The sequence below is a fragment of the Mitsuokella jalaludinii genome (genome assembly GCF_928722185.1).
Classification (GTDB): Bacteria; Bacillota; Negativicutes; order Selenomonadales; family Selenomonadaceae; genus Mitsuokella; species Mitsuokella jalaludinii.
Map to the genome: position 1 here is coordinate 1,461,318 of NZ_CAKMXA010000001.1, position 22,249 is coordinate 1,483,566.

Sequence of the window (22,249 nt, forward strand, 5' to 3'; positions counted from 1 at the left end):
ATAGTCGTGCACAAAAAAGAGCTCCGCCTCAGCGGAGCTCCTGCTTAACCGGCAACTTCCTATCCTCCCAGTCCGTCTCCAGACAAGTACTTTCGGCCTCTGAATGCTTAACTACTGTGTTCGGTATGGGAACAGGTGGAACCCTTCAGGCATCATCACCGGATATTCTATTTGAATGCTTGCACATTCAAAACTATACAGAAGAAACTACTTTGTAGAACATTTCAGTTCTCTAGTTAAGCCCTCGACATATTAGTAGTAGTCAGCTTCATGCCTTGCGGCACTCCCACATCTACCCTATCAACCTTGTCTTCTTCAAGGTGTCTTACTAGCTTGTGCTATGAGATACTTCATCTCGGGACGGGCTTCACGCTTAGATGCTTTCAGCGTTTATCCCTTCCGGACGCAGCTACCCAGCTGTGCTTCTGGCGAAACAACTGGTACACCGGCGGTCCGTCCACTCCGGTCCTCTCGTACTAGGAGCAGTCTCCCTCATGTATCTTGCGCCCGCGATGGATATGGACCGAACTGTCTCACGACGTTCTGAACCCAGCTCACGTACCACTTTAATGGGCGAACAGCCCAACCCTTGGGACCTGCTTCAGCCCCAGGATGTGATGAGCCGACATCGAGGTGCCAAACCTCCCCGTCGATATGGACTCTTGGGAGAGATTAGCCTGTTATCCCCAGGGTAGCTTTTATCCGTTGAGCGATGGCAATTCCACTCTCATTCCACCGGATCACTAAGCCCTACTTTCGTACCTGCTCGACCTGTATGTCTCGCAGTCAAGCTCCCTTCTGCCTTTATACTCTTCGCGCGATTTCTGTCCGCGCTGAGGGAACCTTTGGACGCCTCCGTTACTCTTTCGGAGGCGACCGCCCCAGTCAAACTGCCCACCTGATACTGTCCTCAGCTTCGTTACTTCTCGAGTTAGATCCCTAGCACATAAAGGTTGGTATCCCAACAGCGACTCCGATAAGCCTGGGGGCCTATCTTCTCCGTCTCCCAACTATCCTGTACGTTACATGCCAAAAATCAATGTCAGGCTGCAGTAAAGCTCCATGGGGTCTTTCTGTCCAGTCGCGGGTAACCTGCATCTTCACAGGTATTTCAATTTCACCGGGTCCCTCGTTGAGACAGTGCCCAAGTCGTTACACCTTTCGTGCGGGTCGGAACTTACCCGACAAGGAATTTCGCTACCTTAGGACCGTTATAGTTACGGCCGCCGTTTACTGGGGCTTCAATTCAAAGCTTCTTCTTGCGAATAACCTCTCCTCTTAACCTTCCAGCACCGGGCAGGTGTCAGCACCTATACGTCAGATTTCTCTTTAGCAGGCACCTGTGTTTGTGGTAAACAGTCGCTTGGGCTTCTCTTCTGCCGCCGGCTCCAGCTCCAACCGCGAAGGTCTTCACCAGCTCCGGCCATCCTTCTCCCGAAGTTACGGATGCATTTTGCCGAGTTCCTTAACGAGGGTTTTCCCGCGCACCTTAGGATTCTCTCCCCGCCTACCTGTGTCGGTTTTGGTACGGGTACATGATGTCTCGTTAGAAGCTTTTCTCGACAGTGTAGTACGCTTGAATTTGGATTGTACCGAAGTACGCTCCTATCTATCAGTTCTCGGCCTTGCAGGAGGGATTTGCCTCTCCTACAGCCTACCGCCTTCGACGCGCATTTCCAATCGCGCGCTCAAGCTCCTTGCTGTGTCACTCCATCCTCAAACAACATCATGCAGTACAGGAATTTTCGCCTGTTGTCCATCGCCTATGCTTTATGCCTCGGCTTAGGTCCCGACTTACCCTGAGTCGACGAGCGTTGCTCAGGATCCCTTAGGCTTTCGGTGGATCCGATTCTCACGGATCGTTTCGCTACTCATACCAGCATTCTCACTTCCAAGTCGTCCAGCTGTCCTTACGGTCCGCCTTCAACCAACTTGGAACGCTCCCCTACCCATGCTTGCGCATGCCGCGACTTCGGTTCTGTACTTGAGCCCCGGATATTTTCGGCGCAGGGCCTCTCGACCAGTGAGCTATTACGCACTCTTTGAATGGTGGCTGCTTCTGAGCCAACATCCTGGTTGTTTTGGAAGTCCTACATCCTTTTCCACTTAGTACAGCATTCGGGACCTTAGTCGGCGGTCTGGGCTGTTTCCCTTTTGAATACGGGTCTTATCACTCGCATTCTGACTCCCAGGCTCTTCTCATGAAGCCATTCGCAGTTTGACTAGGCTCGGTAAGCTTTACGCTCCCTTACCCGATCAGTGCTCTACCGTCTCCATGTGTTACCTGAGGCTAGCCCTAAAGCTATTTCGGGGAGAACCAGCTATCTCCACGTTCGATTGGCATTTCACCCCTATGCACAGCTCATCCCAAAGTTTTTCAACACTCACGGGTTCGGTCCTCCACTCATTTTTACCTGAGCTTCAACCTGGCCATGCATAGATCACTGTGGTTTCGGGTCTAATCCCAGAGACTTACGCCCTATTCAGACTCGCTCTCGCTTCGGCTCCGCGTTTTCCGCTTAACCTCGCCTCTGAAATTAACTCGCCGGTTCATTCTTCAATAGGCACGCCGTCGCACATATAAAGTGCTTCGACTGCTTGTAGACATACGGTTTCAGGTTCTATTTCACTCCGCTCCCGCGGTTCTTTTCACCTTTCCCTCACGGTACTATGCGCTATCGGTCGTTCCGTAGTATTTTGCCTTGGATGGTGGTCCACCCTGCTTCCCACAAGGTTTCACGTGTCTCGTGGTACTCTGGATACCAGCCCATCAGCTCTGGATTTCGTCTACCGGAGTTTCACCGTCTGTGCTCAATCTTCCCAGATTGTTCGACTATCCCTGACTGACTTGATGCTGGTCCTCAACCCCGGTCGTCCGAAGACGTCCGGTTTGGGCTCTTCCCTGTTCGCTCGCCGCTACTGAGGGAATCTCGTTTGATTACTCTTCCTCCGGCTACTTAGATGTTTCAGTTCACCGGGTGTGCCGTCCATGTCACACATGGATGATACGACATGACTCGTATCGGGTTGCCCCATTCGGAAATTCATGGATCAAAGCCTACTTGCGGCTCCCCATGACTTTTCGCAGCTTATCGCGTCCTTCATCGGCTCGGAACGCCTAGGCATCCACCATATGCCCTTTGTAGCTTAACTATTTGTTATGCCATAGGTTCATATAAATATGATGTCTATGCTTGAATCCTAAAATGTTCGTTCTAACCATTCTGTTCACACTGTCGTGCGACTCGATGATTTCGATACATTTCATTTCTTCTGTGTAGTTTTCAGTGTACAAATACCATTTTTGTTTTTTAATGGTGGGCCTAAGTGGACTTGAACTACTGACCTCACGCTTATCAGGCGTGCGCTCTAACCAGCTGAGCTATAGGCCCATAATGGTGGAGACGAGGAGAATCGAACTCCTGACCCCCTGCTTGCAAGGCAGGTGCTCTCCCAGCTGAGCTACGCCCCCATTATGGTATATAAGGTTTTGAGAGGTTGTTCTCTCAAAACTAGACAATGCAACAGCCGGATGATCGACCAGAGTCATGGACTTGCGTCCATTTACTCCTTAGAAAGGAGGTGATCCAGCCGCACCTTCCGATACGGCTACCTTGTTACGACTTCACCCCAGTCATCGCCCCCACCTTAGACGGCTGCCTCCTTGCGGTTAGCCTGCCGGCTTCGGGTGTGAATGACTTCCGTGGTGTGACGGGCGGTGTGTACAAGGCCCGGGAACGTATTCACCGCAGTATGCTGACCTGCGATTACTAGCGATTCCAACTTCATGTAGGCGGGTTGCAGCCTGCAATCCGAACTGGGAGATGGTTTATGGGGTTCGCTTGGCCTCGCGGCTTCGCTGCTCTCTGTCCATCCCATTGTAGTACGTGTGTAGCCCAGGACATAAGGGGCATGATGACTTGACGTCATCCCCGCCTTCCTCCGCGTTGTCCGCGGCAGTCTCCTTTGAGTTCCCACCGTTGCGTGCTGGCAACAAAGGATAGGGGTTGCGCTCGTTGCGGGACTTAACCCAACATCTCACGACACGAGCTGACGACAGCCATGCACCACCTGTTTTCGTGTCTCCGAAGAGAGGGGACTATCTCTAGCCCTTTCACTCAATGTCAAGCCCTGGTAAGGTTCTTCGCGTTGCGTCGAATTAAACCACATACTCCACCGCTTGTGCGGGCCCCCGTCAATTCCTTTGAGTTTCAGCCTTGCGGCCGTACTCCCCAGGCGGAATGCTTATTGCGTTAACTCCGGCACAGGAGGGGTCGATACCTCCTACACCTAGCATTCATCGTTTACGGCGTGGACTACCAGGGTATCTAATCCTGTTCGCTCCCCACGCTTTCGAGCCTCAGCGTCAGTTACAGTCCAGAAAGCCGCCTTCGCCACTGGTGTTCCTCCTAATATCTACGCATTTCACCGCTACACTAGGAATTCCGCTTTCCTCTCCTGCACTCAAGAAAGATAGTTTCCATCCCCTCACGGGGTTGAGCCCCGCACTTTTAAGATAGACTTACCTTCCCGCCTGCGCTCCCTTTACGCCCAATAATTCCGGACAACGCTCGCCACCTACGTATTACCGCGGCTGCTGGCACGTAGTTAGCCGTGGCTTCCTCGTCAGGTACCGTCATTGGAAATGGTTATTCACCATCTCCACATTCGTCCCCGACAACAGAGCTTTACGAGTCGAAACCCTTCTTCACTCACGCGGCGTTGCTCCGTCAGGCTTGCGCCCATTGCGGAAGATTCCCCACTGCTGCCTCCCGTAGGAGTCTGGACCGTGTCTCAGTTCCAATGTGGCCGTTCATCCTCTCAGACCGGCTACTGATCGTCGCCTTGGTAGGCCGTTACCCCACCAACTAGCTAATCAGACGCAGACCCATCGTAAAGCGATAGCTTACAAGTAGAGGCCACCTTTAGTAGGATTCCCATGCGGAAACTCTACAACATTCGGTATTAGCAGTCCTTTCGAACTGTTGTCCCCATCTTTACGGCAGGTTGTCTACGCGTTACTCACCCGTTTGCCACTCGACTTTCAAAAGCAAGCTTTCAATCGTCTCGTACGACTTGCATGTGTTAAGCACGCCGCCAGCGTTCGTCCTGAGCCAGGATCAAACTCTCCATAAAATTTAGGAAAGCCTTGATTGGCTCTAATAATCTTTTTGGCCTGAACCTTGAAAAATCAAAGTTCAGTAAAGAAATTGCCGATTGCTTATGTTCATAATCAATCGATGTTTTAAAAACATCTGGCTTGAATCACAAATGATTCATGTTGCATTGTTTAGTTTTCAAAGAACAACTCTGTCTTTCGAAGCTCGCTTTCGTTTGAAAGGCTTTGCTTCAAGCGACTCATTTATTGTACCGCATCTCTTTCAGACTGTCAAGAACTTTTTTATTTTTCTTTTTGTCTGAGTCATCCGCTCCAGCAAGGCGCTTCCAATCAAGGAGCGATGTTCTCGCTTGAGCCGGTGTCTCGCGGCGACTTGTATTATATTACAGGACGCGCAGCCATTTGTCAACCGCTATCTTGAACTTTTTTTAAAAAATTTGCATGCGGCCTCAGATGTGCTGAGATTCACCATGATACGAAAAAAGCATCGCTTTCGCGATGCTCATCTCCATATGGCAGGGGTAGCTGGACTCGAACCAACGCATGCGGGATTCAGAGACCCGTGCCTTACCAACTTGGCGATACCCCTGTGTCTTCAGCCAGTCGCTGTCAACAGAAATCATTATAGCGTATCCTTGGCATCTTGGCAAGTATTTTTTTCCGTTTTTTTGAAAACCTGGTACAAAAAGCGCCGTTACCCCTTCACAGGCGTTTGGTTATGTTATAATATAGTTGATATCGACTTGTGACGTTCATGGCGTTTATGACGTTGTTTGATGGATATTGTGTATATATAGGGAGGAAAATCATGGAAATTAAATACGATGTTTCGATCACAGCTATCGGCAATCTCGCGCGCACGTTCCTCGAGAACAACAAGAGTGCGATCCTGCTCGATGAGGGCATCCGCCCGAATCTCTCGGACATGGTCATCGAGCATACGCCGGGCAAACTCGAAGAAGACATCAAGAAGGGCGACAAGCTCCTGATGGGCGGCGTGAAGTACACGGTCGAGAAAGTCGGCGATGCGGTCAACGACAACATCCGCGAAGAAGGCCACTGCACGATCATCTTCAATGCAACGGGTTCGATGCCAGGCCAGATCATCGTCAAGGGCCCGTCTCAGCCGACGCTCTCGGTCGGGGCTCATATCACCTTCACCAAGAAATAAGTTGCTCTTATCTTGAGCCAAAATGGACTCTGCCATGGCAGAGTCCATTTTTATTGTCAATATCAGGTCAGTTCGAGATACGAAGCTGGAGCCTTTGTCTCGTATTTTTCCGTGAGGTTGCGCACGCTCTCGCGCTCGACGAAGAAGAGCGGCAGTGTCATATTCTCCTCGCCCGCGTGATGGGCCAGCAGGTCCAGAAGGTACTGTGCCGCCTTCATGCCCAGCAGCTCGTAGTCAAAGGCCACAGTTGTCAGCGCCGGATAGACAACAGCTCCGACGTCGTAGCCGCCAAAGCCGACCACGGAGATCTGCTCCGGCACCTGGATGCCGCGCTCGTGGAGATAGCGCAGGACGCCGAGGCTGATGTTGTCCGTCGCGCCGACCACGACGGTTGGTGCGAGCTCCAGGATGGCTGCCCCCTTGTTGTAAGCCGACAAGAAGTCAAAGCCCGTCTCGACGAAATCCACGCGCGCCTCAGGACGGTCCTCACAGAACGCCTCGACGAAGCCCTGTCTGCGGTCAACGCCGACGGCCTTATCGGTCTGCGTGACACCGGCAAAGACGGCATGACGATGTCCCATCTGCCGCAGATATGCGCCGACCATGCGCCCGGCGGCCCAGTCGTCGATCTTGATGCTCGGCACGGCCTCATTCCACTGGCCCGTGTAGACGATTGGCACAGATGTCGTCTTGGCCAGTTCAATATGCCTGTCAGTCAGGCCGACTGAGTCCACGAGAATGCCATCGACGCCCTGCTGTTGCAGATTCTGTATGTTCTCGAGCTCTTTCTCGATGGAAAGATGGCTGACGAGCAGGATCCCCTGGTAGCCAGCCGGATCGAAGATGCGGTTGATGCCCGACAGCAGCTTGCCGACGGTCACGGAATCCATGCGCGGCAGGACGATACCGATGAGCTTGCTCTCCTGCGTCTTGAGCCGCTTGGCAAAGAAGTTCGACTTGAACCCCGTCTGCTCGATGGCCTCACGCACTCTCTGCTGCTTCTCCAGGCTGATGTAGCCGTGATTGAGATAGCGCGATACGGTGCTTTTCGAGACGCCGGCCAGTTCCGCGACATCCTTGATCGTTACCTTTGCTCCCACAATATTCCCTCCAAAACAGGAGACAGCTCTCCTGAAAAATCAAATGTCCGGCAGCTGCCAGTCAATCGGCTCCTGCCCTGTGCGCTTCAAGAAGTCATTGACCCTGGAAAACGGGCGACTGCCAAAGAAGCCGCGTGAAGCCGACAGCGGGCTCGGGTGCGGCGACTCGACGATGTAGTGATGCGGATTCGTGATCATCGCCTTCTTGCGGCGGGCCGGTGTCCCCCAGAGTATGAATGCCATCGGCTTCTCGCGCGCATTGAGCAGCTCGATGATGCGGTCCGTGAAGATTTCCCAGCCCTGCCCGTGATGTGAATTCGCCTGATGCTCCCGGACGGTCAGCACCGTGTTGAGCAGCAGTACACCCTGATCTGCCCACGGCTTGAGGCAGCCGTTATTCGGAACCTTGCAGCCGAGGTCTGTCTCCAGCTCCTTGAAGATGTTGAGCAGCGACGGCGGCGGCTGCACGCCGGGCAGCACGGAGAACGAGAGCCCATGCGCCTGCCCCGGGCCATGATACGGGTCCTGGCCGAGGATGACCACCTTCGTATCGGCATAGCTCGTGTAGTGAAGCGCATTGAAGATCGAGTACATGTCCGGGTAGATGTGATGTGTGCGGTACTCCCCGATCAGGAATTGCCTGAGCTTGCGGTAATACGGTTTTTCTAGCTCTGGATTGAGCAGTTCGGCCCAATCGTTGTGAAAGATTTCCATCGCCTAACAACTTCCTTCTATATCTTCATCTTCAGCAGCCTGTCTGCTGCCACATAGTGCTCGAACGCGCAAGCCCCCCTGTCATCCGACGAGCAGAGCGCAAAACCCGGGAACGCCGGAAAGAACGCATCGGCCTCATACGACTGCTTGAGCCGCGTCAGGTGGAGTTCCCTTGCATAGGGAAGCAGCTCCGCATAGAGCTCCGCCCCGCCGATGCACCAGAACGACCGCTGCGGCTCCTTGAGGTGCAGAAGCCCGAGCTCCCGCCAAAGGGCCGGCAGGCTGCAGCAGACGGTAAAGCCCTCCGCCGCAGAGAGCGTGCGCGACAGCACGATGTTCGTCCGATTGGGCAGCGGCTCTTTTCCCGGCAGCGATTCCATCGTCCTGCGCCCCATGATGACGACATTTCCCTCGGTCAGGGCGCGGAAATGCTTCATATCCTCGGGAAGATGTGCGAGCAACTCACCGCGATACCCGATGCCGCGCCGCGCGTCCAGGCAGGCAATCATCTGGAGCGGCCAGGGATTGGCGAGCTCCGCTGCGGGCGAGACACCCTGGTCACCTATGGACTGGCACCAATCTCGCACAGGCGCACCCGAAATGACGAGGTCGGGCGCAATGTCCTTGAGCGGCTGCAACACAAAGGCACGCTGTGTCAGGTAAGGGTGCGGCAGCTTGAGCTCCGGCTCATCGAGCATGACATCGGGGATGTGGAGCAGATCGATATCGATCGTGCGCGCTCCCCAGTGCTCGTGGCGCACGCGCCCGAGCTGCTGCTCGATGCGCTGGCAGCCTTTGAGCAGCTCGAGCGGAGAAAGAGTTGTCTCCACCGCCGCTGCCGCATTGAGGAAGGCTGGCTGATCCAGCTTTCCCCACGGCGCTGTCTCATAGAACGGAGAGACAGCCACGAGATGTGTCCCCGAGAGCCCTGCCAAGGAGCGCAGTGCCTCGCGCAGCGTCTCGCCACGCTCGCCGAGATTGGCCCCGAGGCTCAGATAGCACGTATAAGGCTTCATCCGCGCTCCCTCATGATGCTGACCGAGACATCCCGGAACGGGCCCGGGATCGGCGCGGACGGCTTGTGGACCGTCACCTCGACGCGCACGATGCTCGGGTATTCCCGCAGGACCATCGAGGCGATGCGCTCCGCCACTGCCTCGATGAGGTTTGCCGGTTTCCCCTCGACGATGCTGCGGATCTTCGTGAATACATCCGCGTAGTTGACCGTCTGCGCGAGGTTGTCCTGCTCGCCAGCCGCCCGGAGGTCAAGATGCAGCACGGCATCCACAAAGAAGGTCTGCCCCTGCTGGCGTTCTTCCGGCAGGCAGCCGTGGTAGCCGTAAAATTCCATGTGATCTAATACGATACGGTCCATATCCTAGTACCTCACTCCACTCAGTCCGCCTGCAGGATGGCATCCGTCATGCGGCACATGCGCGCAATCGGCTTGACGTCATGGACGCGCACGATGCCTGCTCCCTTCATGATGCCGACGACACACGTCGCGCCCGTCGCCTCCATGCGCTCGTCGACAGGAAGCCCCAGCGCCGCGCCGATGAAGCTCTTGCGACTCGTGCCGAGGAGCAGCGGATACTCCACCCCGTCGATCGTCAGGAGTTCCTGCTGGCGGCGCAGGACCGTCAGATTGCCCTCCGGCGTCTTGCCGAAGCCGATGCCCGGATCGAGGATCAGGTGATTGCGTGGCACGCCGGCATGGTCAGCGATCTCGATCGTCCGGCGGAAGAAATCTTTCATCGTCTCGATGATGTCGCGCGCATACGCCTTGCCGTCCTGATTGTGCATGACGACAATCGGCAGGCCAGCTTCCGCCGCGACCTCAGCCATCGCCCTCGGCTCCTCCTTGTACTGCAGCCCCCAGATATCATTGAGCATGTGACAGCCGGCCTTCGCGGCCTCGCGCGCCGTCTCGGCCTTGAATGTGTCGACAGAGATCGGCACCGGGCACTCCTTGAGCACGGCTTCGAGGAACGGCATGAGGCGCTCGATCTCCTGCTGGGCCGGCATCGCCTGGAAGCCGGGGCGGCTGGACTCCGCGCCGATATCGATGATGTCCGCACCATCGCGCACCATCTCCTCCATATGGCGCAGTGCCTTGTCATGCGTGTTCCACTTGCCGCCGTCCGAGAACGAATCCGGCGTCACGTTGAGCACGCCCATGATGAGCGTGCGCTTGCCCAGTTCCAATTCCTTGCCATCATGAAAGGTGTATTTCCGCAGTGCTGTCATCCTGTTTACCTCCTAGTACCATCCAAGCCTGCTGGCAGAGCACCGCGTCCGTGCGGAATGCCCCGAGGCATTCTGACGTGACGGTCTTCGTGCCGCGGGCCATGCCGTCGCGCATCGTCATGCAGAGCTGCTCCGCTTCGACGACGACGAGCACACCCTCTGCATCGAGGCCGTCCGCGATGGCATCGGCCAACTGCGCCGTCATGCGCTCCTGCAGCTGCGGCCGGTGCGCAAAGCACTCGACGAGCTTGACGAACTTGCTGAAGCCAGCGACCTGCCCATCGTGCGGCAGGTACGCGAGGCTGACCTCGCCGAAGAACGGCAGCAGATGATGCTCGCAGACCGAATAGAACGGGATGTGGCGCACAGCCACGATTCCCTTTGTCTCCGAGGCGAAGCGCTCTCCCCAAATGGAAGCCGGGTCTTTGCCAAGGCCATCGAATAGATCTCCATAGAGCCTCGCCACCCGTTCCGGTGTCTGCTCCATGCCGCATTGCTCCAGGTCCAGGCCAAGCGCCTTCAAAAAGGCCCGCATGGCCTGCACAGCCTTTTCATTCTGTTCCCGCATATCATCTGCCCTCTCGTTTCCTGACGATTCATCATTATTTTTTATTATAGAAAATCCATCGAAAAAAAACAACCGCCCTGAGGCGGCTGTTCTCGATCTTATGGATTTTACTTGACCTGGATGGCTCCGACGGGGCAATCTGCCTCCGCCTCTTTCGCATTATCGATGCTATCTGCGGGAATCTCCTGATAGCCCTCGGCAAGGCCATCCTCACCGATGCGGAAAGCCTCTGGTGCCGTATCCGCACACATGCCGCAGCCGATGCAGGCCGACTTGTCAACATATCCCTTCATGATGATTCCTCCTCTTAAGATATATACACAACTACAGATGAATGGAACACCTCTATCATAGCACAACCGCAGCTATGCGTGTGTAACAATTCTTACGAAAAAGGGCTCCTGCCATCAGCCTTGCAGGAGCCCTTTTGCTCTAGGGGGAAATTCGATCTATGGGGATGATCCAGATCTTCTATTGGAATAGGAAGTCAGTCACCGATTATTCTGCGATGCCCGGCGTCGTCATCTGGCGCGGGGAGAGGATGTGCTCCATCTTCTCGCGGGAGAGGAGGCCCTTCTCCATGATGACCTGACGGATCGGCTTGCCCGTGTTGTAGGCTTCCTTAGCCAGCATAGCGGAGTTCTCGTAGCCGATGTGCGGCAGCAGAGCCGTGACAACGCCGACGCTGTTGTCGAGCCACTTCTGGCACTGCTCGCGGTTCGGCTCGAGGCCGATGAGGAGCTTGTCGACGAACGTGTTGACCGCATTTGTCATGTACGTCATCGAGTTGAACATGTTGAAGGCCATGACCGGCTCCATGACGTTGAGCTCGAACTGGCCGTTCTCAACAGCCATCGAGACTGCGAGGTCATTGCCGATGACCTGATAGCAAGACTGGTCGAGGACTTCTGCGATGACCGGATTGACTTTGCCCGGCATGATGGAAGAACCCGGCTGACGTTTCGGCAGCTTGAGCTCATTGAGGCCGCAGCGCGGACCAGAAGCCATGAGGCGGAAATCGTTGGCCATCTTGATGAGGACGAGCGCCGTCGTCTTCATTGCGCTCGAGACATCGGAGAAGCCGTCCGTGTTGTTCGTCGCGTCGATCATGTTGTCAGCCGTGACGTACGTCTCACCCGTAACCTCGCTGAGCGTCTCAGCGACTTTCTTGATGTAAGCCGGCTCTGCGTTGAGGCCCGTGCCGACAGCCGTGCCGCCCATGTTCATGACATGGATCTCTTCTACAGCGTGGTTGATGCGACGGATGCCGCGGCGTACAGCCGATGCGTACATGCCCATCTCCTGGCCGAGCGTAATAGGAACTGCATCCTGCAGGTGCGTGCGGCCCATCTTGAGGACATCCTTGTACTCCTCGGACTTCTTCTCGAGCTCCGTAGCGAGGCGGTCGAGAGCCGCCGTGAGCTTCTTAGCCTTGTGGCTCAGGCAGACCTTGATGCTCGTCGGGAAGGAGTCATTCGTGGACTGTGCCATGTTGGCATGGTTGTTCGGGGAGATGATGTCGTAACGGCCTTTCGGCTGACCGATGATCTCGAGTGCGCGGTTGCAGAGAACCTCGTTCATGTTCATGTTGATGGACGTACCAGCACCGCCCTGGATTGGGTCAACCGGGAACTGGTCGAGGAGCTTGCCGTCGATGATCTCATCAGCAGCTTCAATCAGTGCCTCGCCAATCTTCTTGTCGAGACGGCCCGTAGCCATGTTCGCCATAGCAGCGGCCTTCTTGACGCGGGCGATGCTCTGAACGAAATCCGGGTCAATCGTCTGGCCCGTGATGTGGAAGTTATCGATGGCACGCATCGTCTGAACACCGTAGTAAACCTCATCCGGTACTTCGAGCTCACCAATGAAATCATGTTCTTTTCTCATGTTTTCCACGTTCCTTTCTTTTCCCCGCCTGATTTCCCAGGCGGCGCCTGAAATGAAATCATCTCGCGTTGTACACGTTGTTATCATTTAGTTCAGCGGGCTTCGTTCTCCCCGCTTGCTGATTGCATTGTATCATGTATACAAAATACAATCAAGTACTTTTTTGAAAAATGTCTTTCTTTGTATACACTGTAACAGATAATCTAGAGAAAGCACCACGCGGATGCTTTCTCCAATGATTACCTTATACGAAAACTTACATCAGAACTTATATCGGGATTACCTTACATCATGCCGAGGATGCCCATGATTGGCAGGCCGAGAGCCATCCAGACCACGATGTGCATGACCGTGATGACGAAGCCGATCTTCCACCACTCGCCCTGGCCCATGAAGCCGGTGCCGAAGAAGATTGGCGTGACGCCACAGCCGTAGTGCGTCAGGAACGATGCACTGTTGCAGAGGATTGCGAGGATGATGGCCGTCGGGATGACCGGAGCACCTGCTGCGACGAGAATCGTCATGAAGGCGATGAACATCGCGGCGATGTGTGCGCTGTTGCTGGCCAGCAGGTAATGTGCCATCGTGTAGATGACGCAGAGGACGATGAGCATCGTCATCCAGGACATGCCGGCGCAAGCTGCTGCCATCGTGGCAGCGAACCATTTCATGAAACCGAATTTCGAGAGATAAGCAGCCATGTTGACGAGAACGCCCATCCATACGAGGACATCCCATGCGCCATGCTGTTTCGTGACGTCGCTCCAGTCAATGCAATGCGTGATGAGCATGGCCGAGAGGCCGAGCAGTGCGACGATAGCAGAATCGATGTGATGGATGCTACCCGTTGCCCAGAGGACGAGGCAGGCGATGAAGATGACGCAGAGAACCTTTTCCTTGCCGGTCATGGCGCCCATTGCGCCGAGTTCCTTCTTGGCGAGAGCCAGCGTCTCCGGCGTTTCCGTGAGTTCCGGCTTGATGATCTTGTAGAGCAGATACGGCGTGACGATGGAGAGCAGGAGACCCGGAATGATGCTGACCTCAAACCAGGACATCCAGCTCAGGGACTGGCCAAAAGCCTGCTCCGTCAGCGTGTTGGCGAGAACGTTGTTCGATGCGCCCGTCATGAAAATGCAGGCCGAGGTGATGACAGCTGCATAGGCACTGTACATCAGGAAAGCGCCCGTGCGCTTGTTCTTGCCGCTCTTGGCATCACAGCCGAGGGCAAGGGAGACACTGTTGACGATTGGGTAAATGATGCCGCCGCCACGAGCCGTGTTCGACGGCGTGAACGGTGCGATGATGAAGTCTGCTGCGCTCATGACGTAGGCGACGCTCAGCGTGTTCTTGCCGAAGCGCGAGAGCAGCAGGTAAGCGATGCGCTTGCCGAGGCCCGTCTTGATGAAGCCCGTGGCAAACATGAAGGCCGATACGATCAGCCAGATTGTGCCGTTCGAGAAACCTTCGAGTGCCTGACCAGCCTTCATGATGCCGAGTACCGGCAGGAGTGCGCAGGCGATGATTGCGATGGCACCGAGCGGCAGCGGCTGCAGGATGAAGCCGGCGATCGTTGCGACAAAGACGGCGAGCAGGCCCCATGCCTGCGGGCCTACCCCAGCAGGCGCTGGGATAAACCAGATGATTGCTCCGATGGCCACACAGATCAGGCCACGCAGCAAATTACTGCTGTTTTCTTTTGACATATGATTCCCTCCTGTGTCATTAATACGACTTATCTTTTTATTACTGTATTCAATATACCGTATCGCCTAGCAAAATCGACAGAATCCTACAATATCGAGTAAATAGTTTTTTTTTACTGACAACTTGTAACATAAATGGGAAGGCTGTGATATAATATCAGTGTTTTAGATGCAGTCCATTTATCATTTCGATAGGTACAACTGTTGCCAGGAAAAAGAACCGTGTGATACACTATAGGGCAGTATACATAATTCACTGAGGAGGAGGCAACATGATCAGTAAACACCGGGAACTCTTCATCTTTATATGCATGCTGCTCATCGTGCCGCTGGCCGGTGAGCCGCGCATCCATCCATTCGGCAATGAGTTCAGCTCGTTCCGCGTGAGCTTTGGCTCGCCGATGTTCCTGCTCTTCCTGCTCTGGCTGCGCAACGTGCCGATGGCTGTGTCGGGCCTCGCCGTCGGCATTGCAGTCGTCCTGTTCCGCGGAGCGCTCGACGCGATTGGCGGTGCGCCCCTCTCGACGGGCGTCTACCAGCACATCCCGACGTTTTTCTACTATTTTACCTATGCCATCTGCTTCTCCTGCATGAAGCTCAACCGTGCGCCCATCACGACGCAGGCCATGAAGATCGCCTTCTGGGCCATCATCGCCGAGGTGATTGCGAGCATAGCGGAGCTCTACACGATGGACCTCTTCCTCGGCACACAGGCGGCCATCATCACGGTGCCGGTGCTCGCGCGCCTCACGGGCATCGCTTTCTTGCGCTGCTTCTTCATCTTGAGCTTCTTCTTCCTGTCGCAGCTCTATCTGACGGAAATCCACCTCGCCCACGAACTGCACGAGAAGAATCGCCTGACGATGATGATCGCGAACATCTACGAGGAGGTCTTCGAGCTCAGGCAGGCCCTGCACAAGGCGGAGACGGCCACGCACGACTGCTACGGCATCTACGAGGACCTGCGCAGCCTGCACGACCCAGCAGAACTCACGCGCATCACGCAGGAGGCCCTGCGCGTGGCCGGCGAGGTCCACGACATCAAGAAGGACAACCAGCGCATCTACGCCGCGCTCAGCGAGATGACGAGCCAGAACAACTCGCACAAGCTCAACGACTACCTGTCACCTGCCGAGATCTGCCGCCTGATCGTCCACGCGCAGAAGAAATACGCGCGCCAGCTCGACAAGCGCATCGAATTCTCGACAGATGTGTCCGCCAGACTGCCGGAGCTCCACGCCTACACGATCCTGTCCATCCTCAACAACCTCACGGCCAACGCCATCGAGGCTATCCATGAGAGAGGCAGCATTGCCATCTCCATGAAGCGCATGGGCAGTGACCTCCACCTCGAGGTCACGAATACGGGCAGCTCCATCCCGCTGCGCCGCCTGCGCCAGATCTTCCGCCCCGGCTACACGACGAAGTACGACAGTGACGGCCGCGCCTCGAGCGGCGTGGGACTGACATACGTCAAGTCGCTCGCCGAACATCTCGGCGGCAGCATCACGGCGGCATCGGACGGCAAGGACAATGTGACGTTCCACATCGCGCTGCCGCTCAACAGCCTGATGACGCACCCAATAGCCAACCTGCCAGCCGTAGAGAAGGCAGGCGCCGCATCATCTCAACAGAAAGGACCGCTATCATGAACATCATGCTCATCGACGACGATGAAGCAATCCGCGATATGCTGCAGGACATTATTGAAGACTACGAGCTCGGCACAGTTGTCGCCTCGCTGCCGAGTGCCGCAAACATCACGACGGCAGAGCTCATCGCGCGCCACATCGACCTCCTGCTCATCGACATGCTCATGCCGGACTGCGACGGCATCGCCTCCGTGCGCCGCTTCCAGGACTTCCCCGGCAAGATCATCATGATCTCGCAGGTGAACAGCAAGGACCTCATCGGCAAAGCCTATGAGAGCGGCATCTACGCCTACATCACGAAGCCCCTGAACCGCAATGAGATCATCAGCGTGATGCGGTCCGTCGAGGAATACATCCGCCTCGAGCGCTTTGCCCACACCCTGCAGAGCACCTTGCAGACGACGCTGAACCCGGACATCGCCATGATGCAACAGAAGGAGGTCACGCCGCAACAGAAGGCCGCCTCCCTGCTCAAGGAGCTCGGCGTGGCCGGCTCAGCGGGCTACGACGACCTGATCGAGATCATCGCCTACCTGCAGGCGCACAACAAGGGCTCAGCCATCCCCTCGCTCAAGACTATCTTCACTGCCGTCGCCGAGCAGCACGCCGCCGAGAACGTCCAGAAAGAAGCCAAGACTATCGAGCAGCGCCTGCGCCGCGCCGTCTTCCAGGCTATGGTCAGCACCGCCTCAATGGGCGTCGTCGACTACACGAACCCCAAGTTCGAGGAATACGCCCCGTTCTACTTCGACTACGCCGAGGTCTGCAGCATTATGCGCATGATCCAGCAAAACGAGAAACCGCAGATCTCGAAGGTTCACATCAACACCAAGAAGTTCATACAGGCACTCTACACCGCCTCGCAGGAAGCCTGACTTATCCACAAAATTATCCACAAAATCAAGACGAGCTGTGCATAACTCCGAAAAAATCGCGGAGTTATGCACAGCTCGTCTTCTCATATGCTCTTGTTGCGGCAGTCTCAGCCCTTCGATGAAACCTCATTGTAGACGTCCTTGAGCAGTGTCTCCTTGCGCAAGGAGAGGCACTCGCAATGGCGGTCGTCAGCGTCTACCGTGCGGATTGTCTCGAGGATAATCTCGCCGATCATCGGTGCGTCGTCGTAGAAGATGTCCGCCATATCCTGATGCGACCATGCCTTGCGGATGCCCTCGCCGTAATTGACGGTGAAGTAGAGGCCGGCATAGCAGGCGCCGATCTCGCGCGCCAGATAGACCTCGGGTGCAATGCTCTGGCCGACGATGTCGGCATGACCGCTCATCATCGCGACTTCCGCGGGGCTCTCGAAGTGGCGCCCGTCCGTCACGGCGTAGGTGCCGCGCGTGAAGACGCGCCCGTCAAAGCGCTTCTTCGTCGCCCGAATCAGGGCCTCGCGCATCTCGGGGCAGAGTGCATCGCGCATGATGAGCAGGTAGCGCCCGTCGAGCATGACATCCTTGCGGACCGAGAGGTCGAGGTAATCGTCGGGGATGATGAAGTCGCGCAAATCGAGGAGCTTGTTGACCGTGCCGACGCCGCCCTCCGAGATGATGCGCTTGACGCCCGCTTCGCGGAAGACCCAGAAGACCTGCCGCGAGGCATCGGCGCGCGTCACGCCAGAGCGCCAGCCGTGCATGCGCACGGTCAGCACGCGCTTCTCGCCAACGCAGAAGAGGCGCATCGAGGGGCTCCTGCCGTACGGCGTCTCGAAATAAAGATTATCCGCGAGGATCTTCACATCCTCGTCGGGCAGGTTCGCCGGAAAATTGCTCGAAAGCGTGCCCGAGCCGCCGACGACGGCGTAGTCCGCACGCGGGATCTCTGCGTTCACTGCCTGCTGTTCATTTGCCATGATTATGCCTCTCTTTCTTTGTAGTACGCTGGATTGATTCGTTGAATGGAGCAGATTATGCAAAGGGCCGGGGTGGTATGTGCCGGCTTCGCCGCTCCGTTAAATGGGGCCCATGCCAGAGTATCCTTCTAAGCTGCTTCGCCGCCTGCCGCGGCGCTTTACACGGCAATAGAAGCCGCAGAACCTCGGGCCCCAGCCCTGCGGGCGGTCACTGCGCGGCTCCAGGCGGCACACACCACCCTGGCCTAAGCTCAGCCCGTTTTCTAGGCGCACCATAGAGCTCATTCATCAGCGCGACGAAGCCGGATAGCAGGCCGTTACCGAGGGCGGGGCATGCATTCCGCCTGCAGGAGCAGAGCGATAGCCCGAAGGGCTGAGCCCTATCGCGCACTGGCCTAGAAATCCAATGTCAGAACGCCACAGTAGGCGGCGAAACTCGCCTCAACAGCAAGGCGCACCATAGGGCTCATTCAGCGGCGCGACGAAGCCGGATAGCAGGCCGTTACTGAGGGCGGGGCATGCATTCCGCCTGCAGGAGCAGAGCGATAGCCCAAAGGGCTGAGCCCTATCGCGCACTGGCCTAGAAAGCCGATGTCAGAACGCCGCGGTAGGCGGCGAAACTCGCCTCAACAGCAAGGCGCACCATAAGGCTCATTCAGCGGCGCGACGAAGCCGGATAGCAGGCCGTTACTGAGGGCGGGGCATGCATTCCGCCTGCAGGAGCAGAGCGATAGCCCAAAGGGCTGAGGCCTATGGCGCACTAGCCTAGAAAGCCGATGTCAGAACGCCGCGGTAGGCGGCGGACTCACCTCAACAGCAAGGCGCACCATAGGGCTCATTCAGCGGCGCGACGAAGCCGGAATGCATGCCCCGCCCCGCGCCACAAACAAATCGAGTTTTGCCACCCCTAACGCGCGTTATCCGCTCAGAAGCGCCTGATGATACGGTACTCCGTATCGCGCTGCGCAGCCTCTCTGCCCGCGCCTTCGATGAGGCGGACCATCTTCTTGGTCGACATATCGTAGCGCGTGCCCGCTGCCCGCACGACATTCTCTTCGAGCATGATGCTGCCGGCGTCGTCGGCGCCGAAGCCGAGCGTCAGCTGGCCGATGCGCTCGCCCTGCGTGACCCACGAGCCCTGGATGTGCGCGATGTTGTCCATGTAGAGGCGCGAGAGCGCCAGCGTGCGCATGTAGTCCCAGCTCGAGGTCTTCTCGCCGCCGAGCTCTGTGTGCCCCGGCTGGAACGTCCAGGTGATGAAGGCGCGGAAGCCGCCCGTCTTGTCCTGCAGGCGGCGCACCTTCTCCATGTGCTCGATGCGCTGCGCCATCGTCTCGCCGAAGCCGATGACCATCGTCGCCGTGCTCTCCATGCCGATGGAATGCGCGCATTCCATGACATGCAGCCAGTCGTCCGTCATGATCTTCTTGGGGCTGACCTTGCGGCGCACCTCGTCAACGAGGATCTCCGCGCCGCCGCCCGGCAGGCTGTCGAGACCAGCCGCCTGCAGCCGCTTGAGCGTCTCGAGGATGGAGAGCCCCGCCTCGCGCGCGAAGTGCTGGATCTCTGTCGCCGTGAACGAATGGATGGTGATAGAAGGATACGCCTCCTTGATCAGGCGCAGCATCTTCTCGTAATACGCGAGGCCGAGCTCCGGGTAGAGCCCGCCCTGGATCATGACCTGCGTGCCGCCAGCCTCGACCGTCTCCCGGACCTTCTCGAGAATCTCTTCATGGGAGAGCAGGTAGGCGTCCTTGCTGCCCTGCCGCCGGAAAAAGGCGCAGAAGCGGCACTCGTTGACGCAGACATTCGTGTAGTTGATGTTGCGGTCAATGATGAAGGTCGTCGTGTTGCCGAAGCGCTCCTTGCGGATCTTGTCTGCCTCGCGCCCGAGGGCGATGAGGTCGCCCTCGCGCAGCAGATCTTCTCCTTCTCGTTCTGTCAGTCTCATGCTCTCACCTCACTGCCGCCGATTGGCTGATAGAATGTATCGCGCTCGACGGGCTCGTAGCCCGCCTCGCGGATGATCTTCTCGAGCTGCGTGCGCGTGATGCCCGTCTTCGTCCGCGCGCCCGCAGCATGGATGATCTTCTCCTCGCCGATCGTGCCGTCGAGGTCGTCGGCGCCGAAGCCGAGCGCGAGCTGCGCGACGGGCAGCGTCAGCATGATCCAGAAGGCCTTGACGTGGTCGATGTTGTCGAGGATCAGGCGCGAGAGCGCCATCATCTTCATGTCCTCCCAAGAGCCGACGCGCTGCAGCTGATACTCCTCGCCGAGCTTCGTGTGAGCCGGATGGAACGGGAAGAGCATGAAGGCCTGGAAGCCGCCCGTCTCATCCTGGATCTCGCGGATCGTGATGAGATGCTGCAGGCGCTCCTCGATCGTCTCGACATGGCCGTACATGATGGAGGCATTCGTGCGGATGCCGAGGCTGTGCGCCGCCTTCATCGTCTCGATCCACTCATCCGTCGTCGCCTTCTTCGGGCAGATGATCGCCCGCACGCGGTCCGAAAGGATCTCGGCACCGCCGCCCGGCAGGCTGTCGAGACCATCCTCCTTGAGCAGGCTCAGGACCTCGCGGATGCTCTTGCCCGTCATCTTGGCAAAGTTCACGATCTCGACCGGCGTAAAGGCTTTGACATCGACATGCGGCAGAGCCGCCTTGACCTGGCGCACGACGGCGCGATAATACGAGAACGGCTTATCGGGATGTAAAGCCGAGACGATGTGGATCTCCGACAAGTTCGGCGTCTTTTTTGCCTGTTCGAGGACGCGCTCGATGTCACCGGGCTCCATCACAAAGCCGCGTGCATCGCCCGCCTCCACCTGGAAGGCGCAGAGCGGGCAGTTCGAGCTGCAGATATTCGTCAGGTTGATGTGGCGGTTGACGGTGTAGTAGACCGATCGGCCGCTCTTTTTTTCCTTGGCTCTGCGCGCGCAGTCTGCCAGGAACAGCAGGTCATTGTCCTCGTAGAGCGCCAGCGCGTCCTCGAGTGTCAGGCGCTCGCCTGCCGCCGCTTTCGCGCGCGCCGCTTCGATGTTCTTCATGACGTCTCCTTTCATTCGATGATGCGCAGGATGTTGAAATTGCAGTCACAGGCGGCCGGGGTGCGCCCCGCCTCCTTGATGATGCGGATGATGCTGTCTTCGCTCAGGGCAGTCGGGCTCTTCGCGCCCGCATCGTGCAGGATTGTCTCCTTGTGGACCGTGCCGTCGATGTCATTGGCACCAAATCCGAGTGCGACCTGCGCGACTGGCACCGTCAGCATGACCCAGTACGCCTTGATGTTCTTGAAGTTGTCGAGCATCAGGCGCGAGATGGCCATCGTGCGCAGGTCATCCCACATGCTCGTCTGCTTGACCTCTTTGCCGAGCTCCGTGTGCTTCGGCAGGAACGGGAAGCAGATGAACGTCTGGAAGCCGCCCGTCTCATCCTGCAGTTCGCGCAGGCGCAGCAGGTGGTCGACGCGCTCCTCCATCGTCTCGATGTGGCCATAGAGCATCGACGCATTCGACTTGATGCCGAGCTTGTGCGCCGTGCGCGCCACCGTGAGCCATTCGTCGGCCGTGGCCTTGTTGGGGCAGAGCTCGCCGCGCACGCGGTCGGAGAGGATCTCCGCACCGCCGCCGGCAATGGCCTGCAGGCCGCCGCGGTCGCGCAGCTGGCGCAGCACCTCTTCGACGGGCAGGCCAGAAATCTCGGCAAAATGCGTGATCTCCACACCAGTGAAGCCCTTCATGTAGAGCTTCGGGAAGCGCTCGTGCAGCGCCTCCACGATGCCGAGGTAATCCTCGAACGACCAGGTCGGATGGAGTCCCGAGACGACGTGGAGCCCCGCAAGGTTCGGGTCGCGCATGGCGTCCTCGACGACCGCGATGGCCTGTGCCTTCGTCATCGCATAGGCGCCCTTCTCGTCCGCATCGCGGCCAAAAGCGCAGAACTTGCAGTGAGAGGTGCAGATATTCGTCAAGTTGACATGGCAGTTGACGTTATAGTAGACAATGTCCCCGCACTTCTCGCGGCGCACGTGATCGGCCAGGGCGCCGAGCCAGGCGAGGTCATGGCACTGGAAGAGCCTTATGCCGTCCTCCCGCGTCAGGCGCTCTCCGCGCATCACCTTCGACTCGATATCTTGATATTCTCTTGTAGCCAGCAAAACAAAAACCTCCGTATTCTGTGCCGCTCCCCGCAGCACGTTTCTGCTCGTATCGCGTGCAAACTCCTTCTATTATATC

16 protein-coding genes, 3 tRNA genes and 3 rRNA genes are annotated in these 22,249 nt (G+C 57.1%); 3 read left to right on the plus strand and 19 right to left on the minus strand.

What is annotated here, in order from left to right; all coding sequences use genetic code 11:
- Nucleotides 1-46: 46 nt before the first annotated feature.
- The 6 genes from rrf to QDI87_RS06905 form a co-directional block, all read right to left on the minus strand.
- Nucleotides 47-163, minus strand: a 5S ribosomal RNA gene (gene rrf / locus QDI87_RS06880).
- A 69-nt stretch (nt 164-232) separates the two neighbouring features.
- Nucleotides 233-3,153: ribosomal RNA gene (locus tag QDI87_RS06885) — 23S ribosomal RNA — on the minus strand.
- A gap of 162 nt (nt 3,154-3,315) precedes the next feature.
- Nucleotides 3,316-3,392, minus strand: a tRNA-Ile gene (locus QDI87_RS06890).
- 4 nt (nt 3,393-3,396) lie between these two features.
- Nucleotides 3,397-3,472 (minus strand) — tRNA-Ala (locus tag QDI87_RS06895).
- Nucleotides 3,473-3,575: 103 nt separating this feature from the next.
- Nucleotides 3,576-5,136: ribosomal RNA gene (locus QDI87_RS06900) — 16S ribosomal RNA — on the minus strand.
- Together the 16S, 23S and 5S rRNA genes with 3 tRNA genes alongside form the textbook arrangement of a ribosomal RNA operon.
- Nucleotides 5,137-5,632: 496 nt before the next feature.
- A tRNA-Gln gene (locus tag QDI87_RS06905) sits at nt 5,633-5,708 on the minus strand.
- 219 nt (nt 5,709-5,927) lie between these two features.
- Between QDI87_RS06905 and QDI87_RS06910 the strand changes: the two genes are divergently transcribed.
- Nucleotides 5,928-6,290 (plus strand): PTS glucitol/sorbitol transporter subunit IIA, encoded by a 363-nt coding sequence (locus tag QDI87_RS06910; RefSeq protein ID WP_081828486.1) that lies wholly within the window; start codon nt 5,928-5,930, stop codon nt 6,288-6,290.
- Between the two features lie 62 nt (nt 6,291-6,352).
- Here QDI87_RS06910 and QDI87_RS06915 read toward each other — a convergent pair whose 3' ends face one another.
- The 9 genes from QDI87_RS06915 to QDI87_RS06955 form a co-directional block, all read right to left on the minus strand.
- Complete coding sequence (locus QDI87_RS06915) at nt 6,353-7,390, minus strand: LacI family DNA-binding transcriptional regulator (RefSeq protein WP_036378636.1); 1,038 nt, start codon at nt 7,388-7,390, stop codon at nt 6,353-6,355.
- 39 nt (nt 7,391-7,429) lie between these two features.
- On the minus strand, nt 7,430-8,104 hold the full coding sequence (locus QDI87_RS06920) for a uracil-DNA glycosylase (protein ID WP_055160355.1): 675 nt from the start codon (nt 8,102-8,104) through the stop codon (nt 7,430-7,432).
- A gap of 17 nt (nt 8,105-8,121) precedes the next feature.
- Nucleotides 8,122-9,120: a 2-amino-4-hydroxy-6-hydroxymethyldihydropteridine diphosphokinase gene (gene folK, locus QDI87_RS06925; protein ID WP_278742628.1), complete on the minus strand. Its 999-nt coding sequence runs from the start codon at nt 9,118-9,120 to the stop codon at nt 8,122-8,124.
- A complete protein-coding gene (gene folB / locus QDI87_RS06930) occupies nt 9,117-9,479 on the minus strand; it encodes a dihydroneopterin aldolase (RefSeq protein ID WP_278742630.1) in 363 nt (120 codons plus the stop codon). Before folB ends, folK begins: the two co-directional genes overlap by 4 nt.
- A gap of 20 nt (nt 9,480-9,499) precedes the next feature.
- The gene (folP, locus tag QDI87_RS06935) at nt 9,500-10,351 is read right to left on the minus strand and encodes a dihydropteroate synthase (RefSeq protein ID WP_278742632.1); all 852 of its coding nucleotides are present in this window, start codon (nt 10,349-10,351) and stop codon (nt 9,500-9,502) included.
- Nucleotides 10,320-10,919, minus strand: a complete 600-nt coding sequence (gene folE / locus QDI87_RS06940; RefSeq protein ID WP_055160367.1) for a GTP cyclohydrolase I — start codon at nt 10,917-10,919, stop codon at nt 10,320-10,322. The genes folP and folE overlap by 32 nt, the downstream gene beginning before the upstream one ends.
- 107 nt (nt 10,920-11,026) lie before the next feature.
- Complete coding sequence (locus QDI87_RS06945) at nt 11,027-11,212, minus strand: ferredoxin (protein WP_036378646.1); 186 nt, start codon at nt 11,210-11,212, stop codon at nt 11,027-11,029.
- Nucleotides 11,213-11,417: 205 nt separating this feature from the next.
- Nucleotides 11,418-12,806 (minus strand): aspartate ammonia-lyase, encoded by a 1,389-nt coding sequence (locus QDI87_RS06950; RefSeq protein ID WP_036378647.1) that lies wholly within the window; start codon nt 12,804-12,806, stop codon nt 11,418-11,420.
- A 284-nt stretch (nt 12,807-13,090) separates the two neighbouring features.
- On the minus strand, nt 13,091-14,509 hold the full coding sequence (locus tag QDI87_RS06955) for a DASS family sodium-coupled anion symporter (protein ID WP_055160370.1): 1,419 nt from the start codon (nt 14,507-14,509) through the stop codon (nt 13,091-13,093).
- A gap of 272 nt (nt 14,510-14,781) precedes the next feature.
- Here QDI87_RS06955 and QDI87_RS06960 point away from each other — a divergent pair, with 272 nt between their 5' ends.
- Together QDI87_RS06960 and QDI87_RS06965 are read left to right on the plus strand one after the other, a co-directional pair.
- A complete protein-coding gene (locus tag QDI87_RS06960) occupies nt 14,782-16,161 on the plus strand; it encodes a sensor histidine kinase (RefSeq protein ID WP_278742634.1) in 1,380 nt (459 codons plus the stop codon).
- Nucleotides 16,158-17,036, plus strand: coding sequence for a response regulator (locus tag QDI87_RS06965; protein WP_036378651.1), 879 nt, complete (start codon nt 16,158-16,160; stop codon nt 17,034-17,036). Before QDI87_RS06960 ends, QDI87_RS06965 begins: the two co-directional genes overlap by 4 nt.
- Nucleotides 17,037-17,143: 107 nt before the next feature.
- Here QDI87_RS06965 and QDI87_RS06970 read toward each other — a convergent pair whose 3' ends face one another.
- The 4 genes from QDI87_RS06970 to mqnE form a co-directional block, all read right to left on the minus strand.
- Nucleotides 17,144-18,013: an MTAP family purine nucleoside phosphorylase gene (locus tag QDI87_RS06970; protein ID WP_278742635.1), complete on the minus strand. Its 870-nt coding sequence runs from the start codon at nt 18,011-18,013 to the stop codon at nt 17,144-17,146.
- A 925-nt stretch (nt 18,014-18,938) separates the two neighbouring features.
- Nucleotides 18,939-19,964, minus strand: coding sequence for a cyclic dehypoxanthinyl futalosine synthase (gene mqnC, locus QDI87_RS06975; protein WP_036378441.1), 1,026 nt, complete (start codon nt 19,962-19,964; stop codon nt 18,939-18,941).
- On the minus strand, nt 19,961-21,061 hold the full coding sequence (locus QDI87_RS06980; RefSeq protein ID WP_278742636.1) for a radical SAM protein: 1,101 nt from the start codon (nt 21,059-21,061) through the stop codon (nt 19,961-19,963). The genes mqnC and QDI87_RS06980 overlap by 4 nt, the downstream gene beginning before the upstream one ends.
- A gap of 11 nt (nt 21,062-21,072) precedes the next feature.
- Nucleotides 21,073-22,170, minus strand: a complete 1,098-nt coding sequence (gene mqnE, locus QDI87_RS06985; RefSeq protein ID WP_278742638.1) for an aminofutalosine synthase MqnE — start codon at nt 22,168-22,170, stop codon at nt 21,073-21,075.
- Nucleotides 22,171-22,249 lie beyond the last annotated feature (79 nt).

Bases quoted from the DNA above. Each gene is read 5' to 3' on its own strand.
- folK (WP_278742628.1), bottom strand. From the start codon at position 9,120: ATGAAGCCTTATACGTGCTATCTGAGCCTCGGGGCCAATCTCGGCGAG.
- folB (WP_278742630.1), bottom strand. From the start codon at position 9,479: ATGGACCGTATCGTATTAGATCACATGGAATTTTACGGCTACCACGGC.
- QDI87_RS06965 (WP_036378651.1), top strand. From the start codon at position 16,158: ATGAACATCATGCTCATCGACGACGATGAAGCAATCCGCGATATGCTG.
- QDI87_RS06970 (WP_278742635.1), bottom strand. From the start codon at position 18,013: ATGGCAAATGAACAGCAGGCAGTGAACGCAGAGATCCCGCGTGCGGAC.
- QDI87_RS06950 (WP_036378647.1), bottom strand. From the start codon at position 12,806: ATGAGAAAAGAACATGATTTCATTGGTGAGCTCGAAGTACCGGATGAG.
- folE (WP_055160367.1), bottom strand. From the start codon at position 10,919: ATGCGGGAACAGAATGAAAAGGCTGTGCAGGCCATGCGGGCCTTTTTG.
- QDI87_RS06955 (WP_055160370.1), bottom strand. From the start codon at position 14,509: ATGTCAAAAGAAAACAGCAGTAATTTGCTGCGTGGCCTGATCTGTGTG.
- QDI87_RS06920 (WP_055160355.1), bottom strand. From the start codon at position 8,104: ATGGAAATCTTTCACAACGATTGGGCCGAACTGCTCAATCCAGAGCTA.
- folP (WP_278742632.1), bottom strand. From the start codon at position 10,351: ATGACAGCACTGCGGAAATACACCTTTCATGATGGCAAGGAATTGGAA.
- mqnC (WP_036378441.1), bottom strand. From the start codon at position 19,964: ATGAGACTGACAGAACGAGAAGGAGAAGATCTGCTGCGCGAGGGCGAC.
- QDI87_RS06980 (WP_278742636.1), bottom strand. From the start codon at position 21,061: ATGAAGAACATCGAAGCGGCGCGCGCGAAAGCGGCGGCAGGCGAGCGC.
- QDI87_RS06910 (WP_081828486.1), top strand. From the start codon at position 5,928: ATGGAAATTAAATACGATGTTTCGATCACAGCTATCGGCAATCTCGCG.
- QDI87_RS06945 (WP_036378646.1), bottom strand. From the start codon at position 11,212: ATGAAGGGATATGTTGACAAGTCGGCCTGCATCGGCTGCGGCATGTGT.
- QDI87_RS06960 (WP_278742634.1), top strand. From the start codon at position 14,782: ATGATCAGTAAACACCGGGAACTCTTCATCTTTATATGCATGCTGCTC.